Genomic DNA, 16,662 nt, shown 5'->3' with positions numbered 1-16,662 from the left:
GGAGGTAGTCGAGGTAGGGGTCGAGGCCGACGTGTTCGAGGGCGCCGTGGACGGCGACGCGGAGCATGCCGTATCCGAAGGACAGCAGGCAGTTGACTGGGTCGGTGGGTGGTCGTCGGGAGCGGCCGGGTGCGGTGCCGGGGGCGAGGTGGTCGAGGGCTTGGAAGTACTCGCGGGTGGCGTTTCCTTCGATGCCGAGGAATTCGTCGAGGCCGCGGGTGTGTTCGAGTCGGGTGAGGGCGGTGGCGTGGTGTTCGGTGGTGTCGCGCAGGCGGGTTTGGCGTGTTCTGGTGTTGTCGCGGGCGGCGCGCAGGAGTCGTTGTCGGTAGTTGTGGAGTTTGCCCGCGACGAACGCTCGGGCGAGTCGAAGTCGGTGTTCGGGGTTGTCGTGGGCGCGGTACTGGGCGAGGCGGCGGTGGGGGTTGGCTCTGGCGGTTTGCGGTGGCCCCAGGATGGCGGCCTGATCCGGCCCCACCTGGGTGACATGGAGCGTGTCGGGGCGGCTTGATCCGGCCCCACCGGTCGGGTGATGCCACGATCACCGCACCGTAGTCAGGGGGCCTTTCGTGGCCGATCCGAGATTGGAACTGTTCGAGGCGATCCGCCGGGATGCCCGACAGGGCGACTCGATCAGAGAGCTGGCCGAACGCTATGGAGTCCACCGGCGCACGGTGCTACAGGCGATGGACACGGCGATGCCGACACCGCGGAAAAGACCGATTCGGAATTCACCGCGGCTGGACGTGGTCAAACCGTGGATCGACGAGATGCTGCGGGTCGATCTGACCGCACCGCGCAAGCAGCACCACACCGTCCGCCGGATGGTGGCCAGATTGATCGACGAGCACGGTGTGACGGACCTGCCTTACACCACGGTGCGCGATTACGTCGGTCCGCGCCGCAAGGAGATCAACGCGGAAGCGGGCAAGGGTCGTGAGCAGGGATTCATCCTGCAAACCCATGAGCCCGGCCAGGAAGCCGAGGTCGATTTTGGCGAGCTCCACGTCGTGTTGGCTGGGGTGAGGACCAAGGTCTTCCTGTTCGCGCTGCGCATGTCCTACTCCGGGAAGTCGGCGCACCAGGTGTTCGCCTCGTAAGGCTTGGAGGCGTTCGTGGAGGGCCACCTGCACGCGTTCTCCGTGCTGGGCGGGGTGCCTGCGGGCAAGATCCGCTACGACAACCTGAAACCCGCGGTCTCGCGGGTGCTCGGCGGCCGGTCGAGGACCGAGTCGGATCAGTGGGTGTGGTTCCGTTCGCACGCCGGGTTCGAGGCGTTCTACTGCATGCCCGGCGTCGACGGGGCCCACGAGAAGGGCGGCGTCGAGGGCGAGATCGGTCGGTTCCGCCGCAATTACCTGGTCCCCGTTCCCGAGATCGACACACTCGCCCAGTTGAACGCGCGCATCGATGCGGTCGACATCGCCGAAGACGCCCGACGCATCGAGGGCCGGGTCCGCACCATCGGCGCCGACTTCGCCACCGAGGCGTCCTTGCTCGCACCGTTGCCGGACGAGAGGTTCGAACCGGGCCGGACGTTGACGCCGCGGGTCGACCGCTACGGCTGCGTCACGGTCCGCCAGTGCTACTACTCGGTGCCCGCCAAGCTGATCGGCAACAAGTCCGGGTGCTGCTGCGGGCCTCGGAGGTCGTCGTCCTCGACGGGCGGGTCGAGGTCGCCCGGCACGTCAGGGCGATCACGAAGTGGTCCCGGACGATGGTGCTCGATCACTACCCCGAGGTGCTGCTGCGCAAACCGGGCACCACCGTGCTGGAGCAGGCACGCAAGGCTGGCGTGTTCACCGTCGCGCACGAGGCGTTCTGGTCGGCCGCGCGCACCGCGCACGGCGACTCCGCTGGCACACGGGCACTGATCGAGGTCCTGCTGCTGCACCGGCATCTGCCCGCCGCCGACGTCATCGCCGGGATCACCATCGCCCTCGGCGCCGGAGCGAGCACCTGCGACGTGGTGGCGTTGGAAGCCCGCAACGCCGGCCGCCTGCGCCGCGACGCCGATGTCGAGCCCGACCCACTACCCGGTTCCGGCCGGGTGATCAGCCTGACCGAACGGCGCCTGGCCGGTCCGCAGCTGCCACCGGATCGAAGGCCGCCGCCATCGGTCGCAGCCTACGACCAGCTTCTGCCTCGCCGCGCCGCCCAGAACCGGCCACCGCCGCACGCATCACCATCGCAGGGAGAAGTCTCGTGAGCCGAGCACGTCGAACCATGACCGATCAGGCCGCCGACGCCGCCATCGACCAAGCCTGCCGGGGACTGCGGCTGCCCTCGATCCGGTCCCAGGTCTCCCAGATCGCCGACGCCGCCGAACGTGAGCAGTTGACCTATCGAGGGTTCCTCGCGGAGTTGCTCATGGTCGAGTGCGACGACCGCGACCGCCGACGCTCCGAACGTCGCATCAAGGGCGCCGGGTTCCCGCATGAAGAGATTTAGTGCGAAGTTGAGCATCCCACCGTTGGCCCCGGTGCGGGCTTCCTTGTTGCGACGATGTTGGTTGAGTGCGGATCTCACGGTGCCGTGGTGATGCTGACAGGAATGTTGATTTGTTGGGCTACAGGTGTCCAAACATCGACGTCGAGGTCCGGTGTCTCGATCGATAAGATCAGGGCGTAGCGGGCACCGTCCTCGCTGCGGTCTCGAGCCTTGTTTTCTTTCCACCAGCCGGTCACCGGGAACACGGCCAAGGCGCCGCGCTGGGCGAGGTCGGCGGCGTTCCCGTACCAGATATCGGTGTGCAAGGAGCCCGGTGCGCGCTGGTGGTCGGAGCCGAAGAACCACTCGCCGGTGTCGTTGCTGGAGGTGGCTCGCTGCTCGTCTTCGGCCAGGGCCTTCTCGTTGATCCGCTTTTGGAACTCGGCGTTGGACTCGGTCGCGCGACGGATGTCGAAGCGAAGACCGTGAGAGGCATAGCTGTAGCGACGCTGCCAGCCGCGCCGGCCGGGGTTGGGTTCGATGAAGTACGACAGCGTGACCCGCAGTCGGACCTGCGCTCCCCCGAGGCCAGCGAGCACGTCGGTGGGCCAGGGCAGATCGTGATAGTGAATTTCGCGCATGGCGCCGGCGTCAAAGGGATGGATGGTGTCCTGCGCGATGAGGGTCAAGGCGTCGATGGCGCTGTGCGTGGCTCGGGCGAGGTCGGGGACGCCCATGCCGTAGCGGCGATGGAGGGCGATGCGGGGTGCCTTCCTCCTGCCAGCCGGGAACTGGGCCTTCATCGCTGGTGTCCACTCGGCGGAGTGCACGATCAGCGCCCGAACGGTCTCCGGCCAAAGGGACGGATACTCCGCCATCACCGAGGCCGACAGCGCCGCTGCCTGGGCGGTGGCGGCGCTGGTTGCGCAGGTCGTGGTCAGCAGGCGCGTGGTTCTCAGAGGCGCGTTGGTGGTCAGGAGCTGCAAGTTTGGCGGGGTGTCGAACATGGTGCCGTCCGGTGAGCGGGCGACGTTGCCGCCTTCGAGCACGACGTCGGGTTTGACCGGCCACGTCCGGCTGAACGCGACCGAGGTGCGGCTGAACGGCGAGAGTTCGCCGCGCGGCGCCCAGGGTGTCCAGCCAGCGAAGTCGGCGGCAGCGCCGGTCATGGTGTCCAGTTCGGTGTACGCGCCGACGGTCAGCACGTTCCACGCCTGGGCCGGGTCCTCCACCGGTTCCAGGTCGCTGCGGTCGAGATGCTCGTCACCGGGCTTCCAGGAGCGCACGTTGCCAGCCGATACGACGAACAGCCGCTTCGCGTCGTGGCCGGTGTCGTCGAGGAACACCAGCCCGTCCTCGTCGGCGAGGACACCGCGACCGGCGGCGAGTGCATCGAGACTGGCCGACCAGGACGACGGCTGCCCGGCTGCCGCGCTGTTCGTCGACGTGGCTGCGGGCGCAGTGACAGCGAGCGAATAGACCCGCCGGCGAGCGGGTGCCTGGATCTCGGCTCGGCTCGTTCCGGCGGCAGTGACCGCACCATAGACGTCGGGGGCGTTCTGCAGCTGTGGCGGTGGAAGCAGTTTGACCGACTCCAGCCGATGACGCAGCCGCAGCAGCTGCGGTGAAGCCAGGGCTTGTCCGAGGTCGCCGTACAGGGCAAGTCCGGCCATCTCAGTGCCATGTCCCCGGTCGTCGAAGACCGGCCATGAGGGGTCTGCGGCATGGCAGTCCAGCATGGGCAGAGAGCCCTCCAGCAGGGGGTGTTCCTGGTAGACGCCGCTGTCGAGGACACAGACCGCGGGCGCCTGGGAGTCGGCGGGCTCGAGCCGGTCCACGAGGTCGCCGATCCAGGCGGACTGCTCGGTCGCGTCACCTTCGGCCAGGAACTGGGTCGGGTCGTGCGGCCTGCGCAGCTCGGCCAAGTCGTCGAGAACGTCAACGGCCGAGGCGAGCTGCTCGACGGTCGCTTCGACCAGCAGGACCGTGCGGTCCCCGAACCCGAGGCTGCGACGACCGGTCCGCAGCCCAGCGGCCGCAGCGAACGCGCGAAACCGGGTCACCTCGTCGCCGTCGCGGCGGCGCAGCCACGCCTCCCACCAGAACATCTGCGCCTGCTCCGGGAACTCGTCCGGCGGGTCGGTCCACAACGCTACGATCGAAGCCGTCCGCACCGCCTGGATACGGTCCACCAGCTCCCGATTGCGGGGCTTCGCAGCGTCTGCAGTTTCGACGTACCGGGTGATCCGGTCCAGGAAGTGGTTGAGCTTGCCCTGCGGGACGAAGACGGTCGCTCGTTCCACGGTCACTCCGTCGCCGAGGTCTACCTCCTGCACCGACCGCAACTCCGGATGGAGAGCGCCCTGCCGGGGGTCGAGCTTCTCTAGGGCAAGCTGAACCCCGGGGAAGCTCTCGAAGCTGATGTAGACGCCGTCAATCGCACCTTCGACCTCCACCTCACGCTGACGCCGTCGTTCCGTCGCATCGGCATCGACCTGTCGTAGAGCGTCGTGCAACTGCTGGCCGTGCTGGCGCCGATCCGGTGGCACCGGGACTGCTTTGCCTTTGATCGCGCGCGGTGGTGGTGAGTAGTTGACGGCTTGCGCTGGGACTGGGATGTAAAGATGGGGGCGATCGCGTGGTTCTGGCACGGCGTTGCCTTGGGATCAGCCGAGCAGGTGCTGGCGCCGCTCCTGCAACGCCGCACAGAGGCTCGTCGTGGTTACTCGGCCGTTGCCGGCCAGAATCGCTTCCTTGGCTGCCAGATCCGCAGCGATGGTGATCTCGCCGTGGCTGAGGCCATCGGCATTCGCGTCTATCTTCGACCAGTTCAGCCGGTCGGTGGGGACGTTGGCCAAGCGGGCCCGGATTACGTCGCGCACGACCTCGTCAGCGGGCAGCGGATAGTCGATCACCGCGTCGAAGCGGCGGAACATCGCCCGATCGAGGAGCTGTGGGTGATTGGTCGTGGCGACCAGCAGGCTGTCGGAGGTGTCGACCTCAAGGAACTGCAGGAACGAGTTCAGCACCCGCCGAATCTCACCGACGTCGTTCCCGGCAGCGCGATCCCCTGCGAGTGCGTCGACCTCGTCGAACAAGTAGACGCCGCGAGTCTCCGACAGCGCATCGAAGATCAGCCGCAGCTTCGCGGCCGTCTCCCCCATGAACTTGGTGATCAGCCCGTCTAACCGGATCATGAACAAGGGAAGCCGCAGCTCACCGGCCAGTACATGAGCCGACATCGTCTTGCCAGTCCCCGGGGGGCCGGTCAGCAGCAGCCGCCGCAGGGGCTGGAAGCCGTGCGACCGGAGGCGGTCACTCTGTCGTTGCTCCAGCAGCACTCGGGCAAGCCGTTCCCGCACGTTCGTATCGAGCGCCAGGTCGGCGAGGAGGTTCTGCGGGTAGGTAACCGTCAGTAGCTGCGCCAGCTCACCGCGCGGCTGAACCACCGGGACCGGGCGCGACGCAACCGACTTCGAGCCCTGCTGTGTACGCAGCGTGTCGACGAGGTCCCGGAGATCCCGCGCGAACCGGTTCTGCCCCTGCCGCGCCGCTCCAGCGGCGACCTGCAGGGCAACAGAGTAGAAGCGGGTGTCGTCACCCTCCGCATGGCTCTTCACCATGGCTTTTACCTGGTCAGCCGTGGCCACGACCTCACCTCCCCTCCGCGTTCAAACACCATGCTTGACCATAGCGCGCCGAGCCAGCAACGCCGGTCGAGACTCGTCCAATCCAGCAGGAGGTCGCCAAAGACCGGCGGCTACCCAGCCATCCACGTGAACGTCCGCTCGTGCCGATATCCGGATGCGTCGTTGAGTGGCGCGGGTAGGTGGTGGGCCGTGCGCGGGCTACGCGGCGGACTAAGCACCTGGCCAGAAGTCTTGTCCGAAAGCTTCGGGCAGCCCGGGCAGGCCGTCGCGGGTGTGTCGGGTGTTCCAGCGGCGCACCGTGATCGGGTCATAGCCCAGCAGATCGGCGATCTCGGGTGCGCTCATCCCGGGCGCGGACAGCAACACGATCACGATCCGGGCGGCGACCCGCCACGGCCCGCGCAACGCGGTCACCAACTCCAGGTGCTGGGCAGGGGTCAAGTCGGCGTAGACATGCGCGGGGCGCCTACTGGTGAAGGCCTCGTCGTGGTGGGTTCAGGTGTGGTAATCGATCCAACACGACGGGGCTCTCCACGTTCACAGCAAGGTGAACTCACCTGACAGACACAACTTGTGGCCAGATGCTTAGTACGACAACGACAGGTTGTGATCTGATCTTCGTCGTAAGCGACTGAGATGTGTCTTGAGTTGGTTCTCGCGCCGTTTTGCAGACCAGTGGAGTATGTGGGGGACTGTATGGGCCACAGGGTTGGTGATGCGGTTGAAAAGTCGCCGGACCTCATTCACGGTCAGGGGCAAACGCGGTGCGTGTCCCGTCGTGGGCCCCCTTTTTTGGCGGCGTCTCGCGTGACCACGAGATACGCCGCCGCGACCATCGACAGGGTGATATGCCGATGCCAGGCTTGATAGCCGCGAACCTGGTAGTGGTCCAAACCGGTCTCGTTTTTCGCGGTCTGAAAACACTCCTCGATCGCCCACCGCGCACCGGCGACCCTGACCAACTTCTCGAAGGGCGTGTCCGCCGCCCCGAAACAAACGTAATAAGCGATCTTCGCGGGGTCGGACAGGCTGCGCCGAGCAAGCAGCCAATGCCCCCTCGAAGGATCGCGCAACGGGCGGATGTCCAGCACCGCCCAGTCCGATACCTTCGGCCCGCGAACCCCGTCACCGCAGCTCAACCGCCTCCACTCGCTCTCCTCGACCTGGTCGATCAACGTGTGGACCCGCTCTTTGGTCAGCCACATGGTCACCACCATCGCGCTCTTGGGAACCGCGACCACATGCGCGATCCCCCGACACTCCATCCACAATCTAAACTTCGTGTCATTCCCATACAACTCATCCGCGGCAACCCACCCGAACGGCACATCCGCATCCATCGCACGCTCGATCATGCGCTGCGCCAACACCTGTTTCGTCGCGAAACCCACCTCATCGCCGATGCCAGCGCCCCGACACCGCGGCCGATCGTCAACCCAGTCCTTCGGCAAGTACAACTCCCGGTCGATCAACGCCCGACCCCGCGCGGACGCATACGCCAAGAACACCCCGATCTGCGAATTCTCGATCCGGCCAGCCGTTCCCGAATATTGTCGCCCAACCCCTGCAGACTTCGTCCCCTTCTTCAGAAAACCCGTCTCATCGACAACAAGCACACCATCGACCGGATCAGCCAACACCCCGACCACCGCCGACCGCAGATCATCCCGCACACCATCGGTGTCCCAGGCATAGAAATTCAGGAGCCGCTGCATCCGCTCCGGACCCGCCTCGCCGACCGCCTCGGCCAGCGTCCACCCGTTCTTCCTCTCCGCCTCGGACAGCAAACCCCTGACATACCAACGCATCTGACGCCGAGACTCCACTCTCGGAAATCGAGCGGCGAACCCGCCCACGAACGACTCAAACCCCGCCGACCACGACCGCACATCCTCAACCAACACCATGATCAACTACCACGCCAGCCAGTCACATCACAACCTGTCGTTGTCGTATTAGGTCTTCGGTGAGGGCCAGGTCGGGGTCGAGGCGAAGGATCTCGAGAGCGGCGCGCGTGGAGGACGCGTCGGTGTGGAGGCGGCGGGCTAGGCCGGGGATCGTGATGGGTTTGCCGTGCACCTCGGCGCTGTAGGAGGTCAATTCGATGATGGCAGCGGAGAGGCTCCAGTGGTGGTGGACCTCGGCGGCTTTCAGTGCAGCGCTGGCCCTTCCGGACCAGCGAGGATCGCAATCACGCGACCGCGGCGATCAGCGCCGTCTGAAGCGGGCCGCAGCGCTGGTGCTCCGGGCCCAGCGAGGATCGCAGCGTCGAGGGGACGGGCCCGATGTCGGAGAAGATCGGCGGCAGCGCTGGTCCTTCGGGACTAGCGAGGATCGCAACACCGTCTCCGGGTCGGCCTGGCCGTGTGTGATGGCGGCAGCGTTGGTCCTCCAGGACCAGCGAGGATCGCAACGTCACCGTCGACCTCGGCGCAGTGTGGCTGGGCATAAGCGCTGGTCTTCCGGACCAGCGAGGGCCGCAACCCGATGAAACGCGACCATCTTTGCTGATCACTACTCAAGATCATAATTGGTCGACTATCGAGCCAGGTCTCTAACTGGGGATGGTAGGCGAAGCGAAATTTAACTTACGTAGCTACTAGCAAGTTCATTCCAACTATTGCTGCCTGTTGGCTCAACGTTCGGCTTATTTTTCACTCGAAAGCGTGCCGATCGCCGCTATTTTTGCGAAGATGATTCATTTTCTCTGATTTTGTCGGTGTCTCGGAGTACCACTGACGCATGTCGTCAGATGAGAGTGATTGGTGTCTGTGGGCGCACAGCGGCAACCATGCCGGGGCATGGCATGGGTTGGAGGAGCACCTGAGGGGTGTCGCGGAGCGGGCCGAGGGTTTCGGTGAGGTTTTCGGCGCCGGTGTGTTGGCCTGGTGGTTGGGCTTGCTGCATGACGTGGGCAAGGCGACCGATGAGTGGCAGCGTGGGTTGGCGACCGTGGCGTCCACGGGTGCTTCGGTGGGGGTAGATCACAAGGCTGCCGGTATGCGATGGGGGGTCGGGTTGGGGTTGTGGCGGTGGGTGATGGCCGTGCACGGCCATCACGGTGGCCTGACCAGTCCGGTGGAGTTGCACCGGTTCCTGAGCAGCCCTGAGCGGGATCGGGCGGCCGAGGCTGAGGCCGTGCGGCGGTTGACCGGGTTGATGCCCGAATTTCGCAGCGCCGCACGTCCGACGTGGCCTGAGGGGACGCGTGAGGACCCACTGGCTGGGGAGATGCTGTTGAGGATGGTGTTCTCGGCGCTGGTGGATGCCGATTACCTCGACACCGCGGCGCACTTCCGGGTTCCCGACGAGGTGGTGGAGAGCATGTCGGTGGGCATGAAGGTGCTGCTCGATCGTTTCGAGTGCGGTCGCGCCGAGGAGTTGGTCGATCGCAAGCCCTCGCCGGTCGATGATGTCCGCAAACGTGTCTATGAGGCTTCGGTCGCCGCAGCCGGGACAGAGCAGGGCTTTTTTCGGCTCAGTGCGCCGACCGGTTCGGGCAAGACGTACGCGATGGCGGGGTTCGCGCTGCGCCACGCCGTGCGACACGGGCTGCGTCGGGTGGTCGTGGTGGTGCCGTTTCTGTCGGTGACCGATCAGAACGCGAAGGTCTATCGGGACTTGCTCGACCCGGAATGCACCGGGCAGGTGGTGTTGGAGCACCACAGCGCGATCGATGTGGAGGCGGTTCGGCGCCGCACGGTACGGGGCCGGCGTGAGCGGTCGGGGCGCTGGCAGCGGTTGGCGGCGGAGAACTGGGACGCCGAGTTCATCGTGACCACCACGGTGCAGTTGTTCGAGTCGTTGCACGACCGCAAGCCGAGCCGGATGCGCAAGCTGCACCGGTTGGCGAACTCGGTGATCGTGTTGGACGAGGTGCAGGCGATCCCGCTGCACGTGCTGGAGCCGGTGCTGCTGATGTTGCGGCAGTTGGTGGAACACTTCGGTGTCACGGTACTGCTGGCCTCGGCGACCCAGCCGGAGTTCTGGGATCTGCCGGTGCTCGAGGGCGTGGAACCGGTGGACGTCATCGACGACCCCGCCGAGTTGTATACCCGGCTGCGACGGGTGCGCTACCGCTGGTGGAATCAGGGCAGGCCGACGTTGGCAGAAGTGGCGGTGCAGGCGGCAGAGCAGCGTCAAGCGCTGGTGGTGGTCAACACCACCGACCACGCCCGTGAGGTCCACCGGCACTGGCGGTTGATGCAGGACCGGGGGGAGATCTCGACTGCTGTAGTATTGCGACATTTGTCGACCCGGATGTGTTTGCGTCACCGGCTTGACATCATCAAGAACATCCGCCAACTCCAGAAGGATCGCGCGGACGTGCTGGTGGCTTCTACACAGTTGATCGAAGCCGGTGTGGATCTGGACTTTCCGGTGTTGTATCGGGCGATGGCGCCGGCGGAGGCATTGTTGCAGGCGGCAGGGCGGTGCAATCGTGAAGGGCACCTTGGTGTCGAGGGCGGTCTCGTGGTGATCTTCGACCCGCGCGAGCAGGGGCGGCCCCCGTCGTATGAGGTGCCGCTGCACGAGACTCGGCTTCGCTTCGGCCCACGGCGGGCCGAGCCCGATGACCTGACCGCCTTGGCGCGCTACTTCCCAGCCCTCTACTCCAGCCTGGGCGCCGAAGCGCTCGGCCGTGCGGTGGTGGCGGCGCGGCGGGACTGGGACTTCACCCGCACCGCCGACCTGTTCCGCATGATCGACGACCACAGCGTGCCGGTCTTCGTCGACTACACCCCCGTCGAGGACCCCGGTATCCGAGCCAAAGCCGACCGGGTGATCGAGACCCTGCGCCGTGGGCGTCCGGTTGGCCCCGAGCGGATGCGCCACCTCCAGCCGTTCCTGGCGTCCCTGCCGCGCAAGACCGCAGATCGTATGCCCGAGACGTTGCTGACACCTCTGATCGGCGACCTGTACCAGTGGCACGGCCCCTATGACCCGCACATCGGCATCGATCCTACCTACGACCCCACCACGGACCCTTCCATGGAGGACTAGTGAGCAGACCACGACTCAAGCCCGCGACCACGGACATGCCCGTGGTCCTGGACGTCTTTGGCGACTTCGCGTGCTTCACTCGACCGGAAGCCAAAGCCGAACGGATCAGCTACCCGATGATGACCCCCAGCGCCGCGGTCGGCCTGTTGGAGTCGATCTTCTGGAAGCCGGAGTTCGACTACCTCGTGCGCCGCATCGAGCTGCTGCGCCCGATCAAGTGGTTCCACATCCGTCGCAACGAGATCGCCAACCCGCCGAGCCTGTCGACCATCCGCCGACAGGGCGAGCACTTTCACTACGACGTGACCAGTGATCGCGACCAAAGGTTCACCCTGGCGTTGCGTGACGTGGCCTACCGCATCCACGCCGACCTGCAACTGCGGCCGCACGCCACCGAGGGACTGGGCAAATACCTGTCCCAGTTCCGGCGCCGCCTCGACCGTGGTGCCAGCTTCAGCCACCCCTACCTGGGATGCCGCGAATTCTCCGCTGGTGACTTCGGCCCACCCGACCTGAGTGTCACGCCGTATCCACACGACGAGGACCTGGGCGTGATGCTTCTACGCGTGGACCGCTCCAGCGGCACTCCGCGCTCGCTGTGGTTCACCGCGCAACTGCACGCCGGTGTGCTGCGGGTGCCCTCCGACGGCATTCACGACCCGGTCCGCGACGCGGCCATCCTCCGAGAGAACAACACCCCGACCGACCTCGACGCCGTCGGACAGGGGTAAGCCGTGTATCTCAAACGCCTGCGTGATTTCGCCAGAACCAGCGACGAGATGCCCCTGCCTTTCCACACCTGGAGCGCCGTGCGCTGGATGCTCGATCTCGACCCCCACGGGCAGCCACTGGGGGAGCTGGTCGACCTGGCCGTGCCCGATGAACCGGCACGGCGCAAGGGCAAACGCGAACTCGTTCCCAAGCTTCAGCGCTCCGGCATCGGCCCCCAACCGCTACTCGCCTGTGACAACCTGCAAAACGCCCTCGGCTGGACCACTCCGCCATCTCAAGCAAGTCCGACACCGGTCAAGGACACGGAACGCGCCCGACGGTGCCACCAGGCCTTCACCGACCTGGTCACCGCCTGGGCCGAGGACCATCCCCAGGATCTCGCCGCCCAAGCGCTCCGCGCGTTCCTCACGACCGGTGAAGCGCAACTCCTGACCAAGCCGGGCAAGTACGCTGCCAGCGATCTGGTCATGTTCCGCGTCGATGGCACCCCGGTCCACCGGTCCACCACCGCCGCCCAGTACTGGACCCAGGTGGCACAGGCCCGTAAAAGCAGCGGTGGCACCGGTGTGTGCCTGGTCTGCGGAGAACCCGGCACCCTGGTCGACACCTTTCCCCGCCAGGTCACCGCCGGACTGATCCCCGCCATCGGCCACGATCCCGACAGCCGCAGCAAGAACCGACCGCAACCCTCAGCGGTCACCCTGGCCAGCATGAACAAACCCGCCCTGGGCTACGAGCTGACCCCCCAGCTCGCCCACGCCCCCATCTGTGGCACCTGCGCCGAATGGAGCGTCGCCGCGCTGGACCACCTGCTGCGCAGCCGCGACCACACACGCCGTATCGGCGACACCGCCCTGACCTGGTGGTTGCTCGACACCCCCCCAGGAACTACCGCCCCCATCGAACTGCTCTTCGACCCCGACGACGCCGCCATCGACAGCCTGCTCGCCGAACTGCCCCCCGACGACCCCATCACCGCCCGTCCCGGCCCGCGGCACCTGGTCAAGACCGTCGGCACCATGCTCGACAGCCCCAAACAAGGCCGCGAACCCGGCCGCGTGGACACCGGTATCTTCTGCGCCGCCGCGGTCAGCGCCAACAAGACCCGCCTGATCCTGCGCGACTGGATCGACATACCCCTGCCCGCAGCCAAGGCGGCCATCGCGACCTGGTTCGCCCAGCACGCCGTCATCGACCCCTGGACAGGTCGAATCGAACGCTTCTCCCTGCACCGACTCCTGCTCGCCCTAGGCCGCTGGGACCCCCGCACCAAGACCTACCTGCCACTCGGCGACCCCGGCGCCAGGCGCCCGCTGTCCGCTCAACGCGACCTGCTCGCCGCCGCCCTGCGCACAACACCACTGCCACACTCGCTGGCCTTCCACCTCGTCCAACGACTCCGCGCCGACAAACGCATCGACAACCCCCGCCTGGCGCTGCTGCGTCTGCTGACCACCCGCACCCTCAAACCCGGAAAGACCACTCCGATGGCCCTCGATGACACCAGCGACGACACCGCCTACCTGGCCGGACGATTGTTCGCCGTCCTGGAATCCCTCCAGTACGACGCCAGCACCCTCGACGGCAAGAAGAAGCTCAACACCACACTCACCGACCGCTACCTCACCGCCGCCTCCACCAGCCCCGCCCGCGTCATGCCCGACCTGCTGCGCGGCGCCCAAGCCCACCTCAAGAAACTGCACAGCCGCCACCGCGACGCCACCGCGACCGCCTACACCAAACTCCGCGACGAACTGTGCGGACGCCTCAACCCCATGCCACTAAGCCTCGACCTCACCCAACAGTGCTCCTGGTTCAACGGCTACGCCGACCAACGCAACCACCGCTTCGCCACCATCGCCGCCCGCAAACGAGCCACCCAGGACGGCCCCGACGACGGCGACACCGAACTCGAAACCGCCAGCAGTCCCACCACCGACAACTGACCCAACCGACAAGGAGCCACACTATGACCGACGCGCACCTCGACCCAACCCGCCGCCACGACGCCGTCCTGATCTTCGACGTCCTCGACGGCAACCCCAACGGCGACCCTGACGCCGGCAACCAACCCCGCGTCGACGTCGAGACCGGCCAAGGTCTCGTCACCGACGTCAGTCTCAAGCGCAAGATCCGCGACCAGATTCCCCTCCTGCACCCCGACCAGCCCCGCTACAAGATCTTCGTCGAAGCCGACACCGCCCTGAACACCAACATCGCCCGCGCCTTCACCGCCACCGCCACCCCCGTCACCAAGAAGACCACCCCCGACCAGCGCCGCATCGTCCAACAGTGGTTGTGCAACGAGTTCTACGACATCCGCATGTTCGGCGGCGTCGTCAGCACCGGCAACGGCAACGCCGGACGCGTCCGCGGACCGGTGCAACTCACCTTCGCCCGCAGCATCGACCGTGTCCTCGCTCAAGGACACGGCATCACCCGCATCACCCAAACCACCGAAAAAGACATTGCTGAAGGCGGCGAAAGCACCGAGATGGGCACCAAGTGGACCGTCCACTACGGCCTCTATCGAGCTCACCTCCACTACAGCGCACCCCGCGGCACTGACACCGGCGTCACCCCGGATGACCTGGCGACCCTGTGGCAAACCCTCACGAACCTCTTCGAACACGACCGCGCTAGCGGACGCGGCGAAATGGACGTCAAAGGCCTCTACATCTTCACCCACGACGACGCCTACGGTCGAGCTCGTGCAAGCCAACTCTTCAGCCGCATCACCATCAATGCTCTGAACACCACGCCCCGCACCATCAACGACTACAAAATCGACACAACCGACACCGAACACGCTGGCGTTATCCTCACTACGCTGGTTGGCTGACTGTTACTGGCGGTCGCGAAGGCATAAATGTGTCGTGACAGTCACCGTTCCGTACCTATACCGCTAAGAGGACTAGAGCGGCCGAAGCCACTCTGGCTTGGCGGACTGCCCAAGAGATGTGCGGTTACTGGCAGCGTTGGCCCTCTGGGACCAGCGAGGATCGCAACAGTTCGAGCGCGAGCGCCGTGGCATCCCAGGTCGCGTGCAGCGCTGGTTTTCCGGGACCAGCGAGGATCGCAACACCGCCAAGGTCGGCGCCGACCTCGACTCCCTGGCCCGGGCAGCGCTGGTCCTCCGGGATCAGCGAGGATCGCAACTACTCCGCAGACCCGCGGTGGTGGGTCAGCATGGGGAGCAGCGCTGGTCCTCCGGGACAGCGAGGATCGCAGTACAACCCTGAGCGTCCGGTGCGCCTCAGCTTCGCGGGCAGCGCTGGCCCCCGGTCAGCGCAGATCATAATGTCGCGCGGACGGCGCCGCACACCCACAGCGCGCCGATGTGATCGCACTGACCCTGTAGGTCGTGGACATGGGTGCAATCACTGTTGGTCGTAATCTTTGTGGGATCGATCTGTCGACCCGCATTGGGAGCGGGTTGGCTCATTGAACCGTATTCAAGGGTCTTGAATTGACCAAAAATTGTCTAGTCGACCTGCGTTGATATCGCCTATGCAGGTCGGCGCTTCGGGTTTATCTAATTTGACACGGTAGGGGTCACTGGTTCAATCCCAGTATCGCCCACCAGTAGTTTCTGCTGGTCAGACGGCCCGTCGACGATCTTCGTCGGCGGGCTGTTCTGCGTCTGTGGGAGCAGATTGGGAGCAAAAGATCTTGACCCCCTTCGTGGTGCGGTAGAGGTCACCCCGGATCGTGCTCCCGGACTGCTCCCAACGCCGCTGGAGAGCGGCGAGCAGGTTGTCGGCCATGACCTGGGTCGTGTGGGAGTAGACGCCGCTGATTCCGTGCTGACGGTGGCCCAACCGGCGGTGTTGGAGGACGTCGGGGGTGTCGTCTTCGATCATCCAGGTCTTGTGGGTGTGGCGTAGGTCGTGGAAGTGCATGGCCGGGATCACGGGCACCCAGCCGCGTGTCCGGTGCCCCTGTGTCGCGGGAAGCCACACGCGTCGCCGGAAGTTGGACCGCCGGTGCCAGCCGCCGTCGGCCCCGGTGAACACCGCGCGCTGCTCGTCGGGCTGGCTGTCCCGGAGCAAAGTGAGCATCGCCACGGTGCACGGGGCCAAGTCGATGATGCGGACGCTGGCCGCGGTCTTGGGTGGCCCGAGGTAGACCCTGCCGTTGACCTCGTGCAGGGCCCCGTGATCGGGGTGGATCCTGAGTTTGGCGTTGTCCAGGTCGACGTTGGGCCATTGGAGTCCGGCGATCTCGCCCCAGCGCATGCCGGTGTAGGCGGCGGTGTAGATGAGGATCTCGTCCTGCGCCCGCACGGTCTGGGCGGCGATGGTGCGGACCTGGATGGTGGTGGCGTGGGGTCGCTCGGGTTGGTCGCCGGTGCGGGCGCGGAGTTTGCGGCAGGGGTTGGCGCCGATGAGGCCTTCGTCGACGGCCTCGCCGAGGATCATGGAGAACAGGGTGACGATGTCGGCGACGGTGTTGTCGGCCAACCCGCGCCGCAGCTTCTTGACCCACCCCTTGACGACGATGCGGCTGATTTGGTTGAGGGGAGTGTCGCCGAAGCGGGGCAGGATGTGGTTGCGCAGGTGTGAGTCGTACTTGGCCCAGCTGCTCTCGCTGACGTCGGTGGCCTCCGACCACGCCAGCACCCAGTTCCGGACCAGTGTCTGCCCGGCGCGGGGGTCGACGAACTTCCCCGTGCGCATCAACGACTCGATGTCCAAGGCCCGGTCGCGGGCCTGGTCGTAGGTGGTGAACCCTGTCTCGGTTGAGAGTCGGTTGTCGTCGAGTCGGTAACGGACCCGGTAGCCGTTGCCGTGCTTCTCAGCCCATGCCATGTCTTCACGTCTCTCTACGAGGGATGCGGGCGCGCCCC

Annotated in this window: 10 protein-coding genes and 2 pseudogenes; 6 read left to right on the top strand and 6 right to left on the bottom strand. The window is 66.0% G+C overall.

The genetic code is table 11. The annotated features are described in order from the left end of the window. On the bottom strand, positions 1-475 hold a 475-nt coding region (gene cas1, locus GCL84_RS31045; RefSeq protein WP_156757041.1), incomplete at its 3' end, for a CRISPR-associated endonuclease Cas1. A gap of 91 nt (positions 476-566) precedes the next feature. On the opposite strand from cas1, the pseudogene istA reads away from it, so the two are divergent. Both istA and GCL84_RS19960 read left to right on the top strand, forming a co-directional pair. Beyond that, a pseudogene (istA, locus tag GCL84_RS19965) lies at positions 567-2,206 on the top strand (IS21 family transposase). A 17-nt stretch (positions 2,207-2,223) separates the two neighbouring features. Further along, positions 2,224-2,448 carry an ATP-binding protein gene (locus GCL84_RS19960; protein ID WP_197523382.1) on the top strand — a complete coding sequence of 75 codons (225 nt, stop codon included), beginning with the start codon at positions 2,224-2,226 and terminating at the stop codon, positions 2,446-2,448. Positions 2,449-2,522: 74 nt separating this feature from the next. Here GCL84_RS19960 and GCL84_RS19955 read toward each other — a convergent pair whose 3' ends face one another. From GCL84_RS19955 to GCL84_RS19940, 4 genes and pseudogenes are all read right to left on the bottom strand, one after another. Then, positions 2,523-4,976 carry a S8 family peptidase gene (locus tag GCL84_RS19955; protein WP_197523381.1) on the bottom strand — a complete coding sequence of 818 codons (2,454 nt, stop codon included), beginning with the start codon at positions 4,974-4,976 and terminating at the stop codon, positions 2,523-2,525. 117 nt (positions 4,977-5,093) lie between these two features. Beyond that, complete coding sequence (locus tag GCL84_RS19950) at positions 5,094-6,077, bottom strand: AAA family ATPase (RefSeq protein WP_156757039.1); 984 nt, start codon at positions 6,075-6,077, stop codon at positions 5,094-5,096. A gap of 243 nt (positions 6,078-6,320) precedes the next feature. After that, positions 6,321-6,518, bottom strand: a pseudogene (locus tag GCL84_RS19945) (helix-turn-helix domain-containing protein); the annotation flags it as partial. 308 nt (positions 6,519-6,826) lie between these two features. Beyond that, positions 6,827-7,984, bottom strand: coding sequence for an IS701 family transposase (locus tag GCL84_RS19940; RefSeq protein ID WP_407924415.1), 1,158 nt, complete (start codon positions 7,982-7,984; stop codon positions 6,827-6,829). 835 nt (positions 7,985-8,819) lie between these two features. Here GCL84_RS19940 and cas3 point away from each other — a divergent pair. Genes cas3 through cas7c form a run of 4 tightly spaced genes read left to right on the top strand, consistent with a single transcriptional unit; the run spans position 8,820 to position 14,655 of the window. Beyond that, complete coding sequence (gene cas3, locus GCL84_RS19935) at positions 8,820-11,081, top strand: CRISPR-associated helicase Cas3' (protein ID WP_156757037.1); 2,262 nt, start codon at positions 8,820-8,822, stop codon at positions 11,079-11,081. A gap of 35 nt (positions 11,082-11,116) precedes the next feature. Beyond that, a complete protein-coding gene (cas5c, locus tag GCL84_RS19930) occupies positions 11,117-11,812 on the top strand; it encodes a type I-C CRISPR-associated protein Cas5c (RefSeq protein ID WP_197523383.1) in 696 nt (231 codons plus the stop codon). A 3-nt stretch (positions 11,813-11,815) separates the two neighbouring features. After that, a complete protein-coding gene (gene cas8c, locus GCL84_RS19925; protein WP_268891371.1) occupies positions 11,816-13,759 on the top strand; it encodes a type I-C CRISPR-associated protein Cas8c/Csd1 in 1,944 nt (647 codons plus the stop codon). A gap of 23 nt (positions 13,760-13,782) precedes the next feature. After that, a complete protein-coding gene (gene cas7c, locus GCL84_RS19920; RefSeq protein ID WP_156757035.1) occupies positions 13,783-14,655 on the top strand; it encodes a type I-C CRISPR-associated protein Cas7/Csd2 in 873 nt (290 codons plus the stop codon). A gap of 757 nt (positions 14,656-15,412) precedes the next feature. On the opposite strand, the gene GCL84_RS19915 is transcribed toward cas7c, so the two are convergent. Continuing rightward, on the bottom strand, positions 15,413-16,624 hold the full coding sequence (locus GCL84_RS19915) for a tyrosine-type recombinase/integrase (RefSeq protein ID WP_156754316.1): 1,212 nt from the start codon (positions 16,622-16,624) through the stop codon (positions 15,413-15,415). Positions 16,625-16,662: the final 38 nt, after the last annotated feature.

Source organism: Actinokineospora pegani (assembly GCF_009745975.1).
GTDB classification, from domain to species: Bacteria; Actinomycetota; Actinomycetes; order Mycobacteriales; family Pseudonocardiaceae; genus Actinokineospora; species Actinokineospora pegani.
This window is presented reverse-complemented; position numbering and strand designations above follow the sequence as displayed.

Excerpts from the sequence above, each read along its gene's own strand:
- GCL84_RS19915 (WP_156754316.1), bottom strand. The coding sequence starts at position 16,624 with ATGGCATGGGCTGAGAAGCACGGCAACGGCTACCGGGTCCGTTACCGA.
- cas3 (WP_156757037.1), top strand. The coding sequence starts at position 8,820 with ATGTCGTCAGATGAGAGTGATTGGTGTCTGTGGGCGCACAGCGGCAAC.
- GCL84_RS19940 (WP_407924415.1), bottom strand. The coding sequence starts at position 7,984 with ATGGTGTTGGTTGAGGATGTGCGGTCGTGGTCGGCGGGGTTTGAGTCG.
- cas5c (WP_197523383.1), top strand. The coding sequence starts at position 11,117 with ATGCCCGTGGTCCTGGACGTCTTTGGCGACTTCGCGTGCTTCACTCGA.
- cas7c (WP_156757035.1), top strand. The coding sequence starts at position 13,783 with ATGACCGACGCGCACCTCGACCCAACCCGCCGCCACGACGCCGTCCTG.
- GCL84_RS19960 (WP_197523382.1), top strand. The coding sequence starts at position 2,224 with ATGACCGATCAGGCCGCCGACGCCGCCATCGACCAAGCCTGCCGGGGA.